Raw genomic sequence first — 3,141 nt, 5'->3', positions numbered from 1 at the left:
GAATCCTTCCTCCCTGTGCCGACCAAGATTTTTGAGTGCATACGTCCGGGCAACGACAATCCAGGCTTTCAGGGCCTCTTCTGGCCAGGAAGGATTTGCCTCAAGTTTTGCCGTTCCTTTGAGGTAGTCCTCAAGGGAGAGAACGTTAATCACTTCGAGGTTTTCTTTTTTCTTGCGAATCTCAAGGTATCCCCGGTACGGACGCTTCCCGAAGTACACCACTTCTCCTTTGGGACGAACAGTCACCACGGGTGCCGCAATACTTTTCTCTTTCCAGAGAACACCAGAAGGAGAAAAGAGAAAGGAAACAGATCGACGAGAAGGAATGGTAAAGACCCGCTTTCCAAGCCGCACTTCAAGCCCCCAAGGAGAAGAGCACGAAATCTCTCCCTGGGTTCGGGAAAGGAGAACCCGAACTTCAATGTCTTTTCCTCTCCCCTCTCCTCCAAGAAGAAGAACTCCCAAAACGAGAACCCAGGCGGCAAGGAAAAGCCAAGGTACCCTCATCCTACCGCCTCAAGAGAAGGGTGAGAATGAGGGTCAAAAAAAGACTCACAAGAAGAGAGGTCATGAGGGGAAAGTAGAAAACAAAATTTCCCCTCCGGTACACGATGTCCCCCGGGAGACGCCCAAGGCGGCTCAAGCCAGGAATGTGGGGGAGGGCGAAGAGGAAAAGACCTACGAGGATAAAAATGCATCCTATGAAGATGAAGACTTTTGCCCAGTACGAGATTTCCATATTCTCTTCTTCACCCCTTCCCAGTAACTCATGATACACCCACAGTACTTCTGCCGGTACAGACCCAGTTCTTTCGCAATCCTTACACTCTCGGGGAAATGAGGTCGAAAGTCTACCCCCACGAAAGGAATACCAGCTTCTTTTCCAATGCGTTCCCCCGCTTCAAGGAGAGCAGCCACATCCTGGTACGGACTGATGGTGAGAGTCGTGCTAAAAGCCGAAAAGCCTCTCTCCTTTGCCCAAAGAGCAACACGCCAAAGGCGCAAACTGTAGCACAGGGAGCAGCGCTTTGCAAGGTCTGGAGAGAGCGCAAAAAATTCCCGAGGATCGTACGGAAAGGGGGTACAGAGCGTTCCTCCTACTCTTGCAATGTACTCCTCCAGCGTGACCCGGCGACGCTCGTACTCATCCACAGGATGAATATTGGGGTTATAGAAAACATTAACTACCTCAAAACCTTGCTCCGCGAAAAAACGATTCACGTAGGTTGCACAGGGTGCGCAGCAGGTATGGAGGGCAAGCTTACCCTTCATGGAGGACCACCTTGCGCAGGTACTCTCGGCCAGAAGGAGTGAGCATTCTCCCTCGCTTGGTTCGAGTCACAAAACCCATCTTGACAAGGAACGGCTCATAGACTTCCTCAAGGGTATCTGGATCTTCCCCAAGAACCATCGCGAGACTCTCAATCCCCACCGGTCCTCCTGCATACTCTTCAAGGAGTGCTCTCAGGAATCTTCGGTCCATCTTTGTAAGACCAAAGGCGTCCACTCCGAGTTCTTCGAAAGCCCTCTCGACAACTTCCCGTGTGAGGTACTGCTCTCCCATAACCTCAGCAAAGTCCCGCACCCGGCGGAGGAGACGATTCGCCACCCGAGGGGTTCCTCGGGAACGACGAGCAATCGCTAAAGCCGCTTCCTCATCTATGCCCACCCCAAGAAGGTGCGCTGCCCGCTGGACAATAAGGGCGATCTCCTCATCGGCGTAGAAGTCCAACCGTTCTATAATCCCAAAACGGTTCCTCAGGGGGGCACTGAGAAGGCTCACCCGTGTGGTCGCTCCCACAAGGGTAAAGGGGGGAAGATGAATGGCCACATCCCGAGCGGCAGGACCCTTCCCCACGAGCACATGAAGGGTAAAATCCTCCATCGCTCCGTACAGGATTTCCTCGCACTGCTTGGGAAGACGATGAATTTCGTCGATGAACACCACATCTCCCGGAGCAACCGTCGTAAGAACTGCTGCGAGGTCCCCGGGGCGAACAAAAAGTGGCCCTGAGAGACAGCGAATGTTCTTCTGCATCTCGCAGGCAATAACGTGGGCAAGGGTCGTTTTCCCAAGACCGGGAGGTCCGTAGAAGAGCACATGGTCCAGGGGCTCGTTCCGTAGACGAGCAGCCTGAATGTAGACCCGAAGATGAGTCACCACGGTCTTCTGGCCAATGAACTCATCAAGGGATCGGGGACGGAGAGCTTCATCCTCTCGCCTCATCCTCGCCCTCCCAATCGCATAAGGGCTTGTTTGATGATATCCTCAACATCTAAGTTCCGACGGTCGACCTCCTCAGAAAGGCGCGCCATGACTGGGTTGACCTCCTGAGGTGTGTACCCAAGGCGGAAGAGCACCTCCTTGGCTTCCTCAAAGACCGTGCTGCGGGGTGATACTGCCGCAAAACCTGCTTCAATGAGGAGAGGACGAAGCTCCACCACGAGGCGCTTGGCAGTTTTGGTGCTTATTCCCCCCTTCTCCTCAAGAGCCCGCGCATCCTCTTCAAGGATATAGCGAATGAGTTCTCTCCAGTGAAGGCGGGAGAGAATCTTGAAGGCGGTACGATGGTTTATTCCTCGAACTTCTCGGAGGCTATCGAAAATTCGCCGTTCTTTTTCATCCTCAAACCCGTAGAGGACGAATTCTCCACTCTCTTTGAGAAAGGAACGTATGAGAAAACACCGTTCCTCTCCCTCTTCCCCTGGTTGCACGAAAGGAGTAACCCGAAGGCGAAACGCAAAACCTCCAACCTCAAGAACCCACTCGTCTTTCTCTTTTTTTTGGACCTTTCCCCGAATGTACTCAAACATTACGAACCCTCAGGTGAAAAGCATGGCATACCGCGACCGCCAGGGCATCGGCAACATCATCTGGACCGGGAATCTGCTCACACTGGAGAATCTGACGCACCATGTACGCAACCTGAGACTTCGTGGCTCTTCCGTACCCTACAACGGCTTGTTTCACCTCAAGAGGGGTATACTCGTACACCGGTACTTCATGGAGAGCAGCACAAAGGAGCACAACCCCGCGGGCTTCACCCACGGAAAAAGCCGTCTTCACATTCCGGTTGAAAAAGAGCTCCTCAACCGCTACCTCCTGGGGAGCATGCGTTACAAAAAGAGCTTCTAAGTCCT

Annotated in this window: 5 protein-coding genes and 1 pseudogene (1 of these 6 running past the window's edge); all 6 read right to left on the bottom strand. The window is 53.1% G+C overall.

The genetic code is table 11. The features are described from left to right. Positions 1–507 (bottom strand): hypothetical protein (locus H5U36_09165; protein ID MBC7218283.1); only part of this gene is annotated, 507 nt, incomplete at its 3' end. A gap of 1 nt (position 508) precedes the next feature. Next, positions 509–739 carry a DUF2905 domain-containing protein gene (locus H5U36_09160; protein MBC7218282.1) on the bottom strand — a complete coding sequence of 77 codons (231 nt, stop codon included), beginning with the start codon at positions 737–739 and terminating at the stop codon, positions 509–511. Further along, the gene (locus tag H5U36_09155) at positions 700–1,272 is read right to left on the bottom strand and encodes an epoxyqueuosine reductase QueH (GenBank protein ID MBC7218281.1); all 573 of its coding nucleotides are present in this window, start codon (positions 1,270–1,272) and stop codon (positions 700–702) included. The genes H5U36_09160 and H5U36_09155 overlap by 40 nt, the downstream gene beginning before the upstream one ends. Next, entirely contained in the window at positions 1,262–2,227 is a 966-nt protein-coding gene (gene ruvB, locus H5U36_09150) for a Holliday junction branch migration DNA helicase RuvB (GenBank protein ID MBC7218280.1), read from the bottom strand. Before ruvB ends, H5U36_09155 begins: the two co-directional genes overlap by 11 nt. After that, the gene (locus H5U36_09145; GenBank protein MBC7218279.1) at positions 2,224–2,814 is read right to left on the bottom strand and encodes a hypothetical protein; all 591 of its coding nucleotides are present in this window, start codon (positions 2,812–2,814) and stop codon (positions 2,224–2,226) included. Before H5U36_09145 ends, ruvB begins: the two co-directional genes overlap by 4 nt. Continuing rightward, a pseudogene (gene ruvC, locus H5U36_09140) lies at positions 2,807–3,141 on the bottom strand (crossover junction endodeoxyribonuclease RuvC); it runs 161 nt beyond the window's last position. The gene H5U36_09145 and the pseudogene ruvC overlap by 8 nt, the downstream one beginning before the upstream one ends.

The sequence above is a fragment of the Candidatus Caldatribacterium sp. genome (assembly GCA_014359405.1).
In the GTDB taxonomy this organism is placed as follows: Bacteria; Atribacterota; Atribacteria; order Atribacterales; family Caldatribacteriaceae; genus Caldatribacterium; species Caldatribacterium oleiphilum.
Note: the sequence above shows the minus strand (reverse complement) of the source record. Positions and strands in the feature narration are given on the sequence as shown.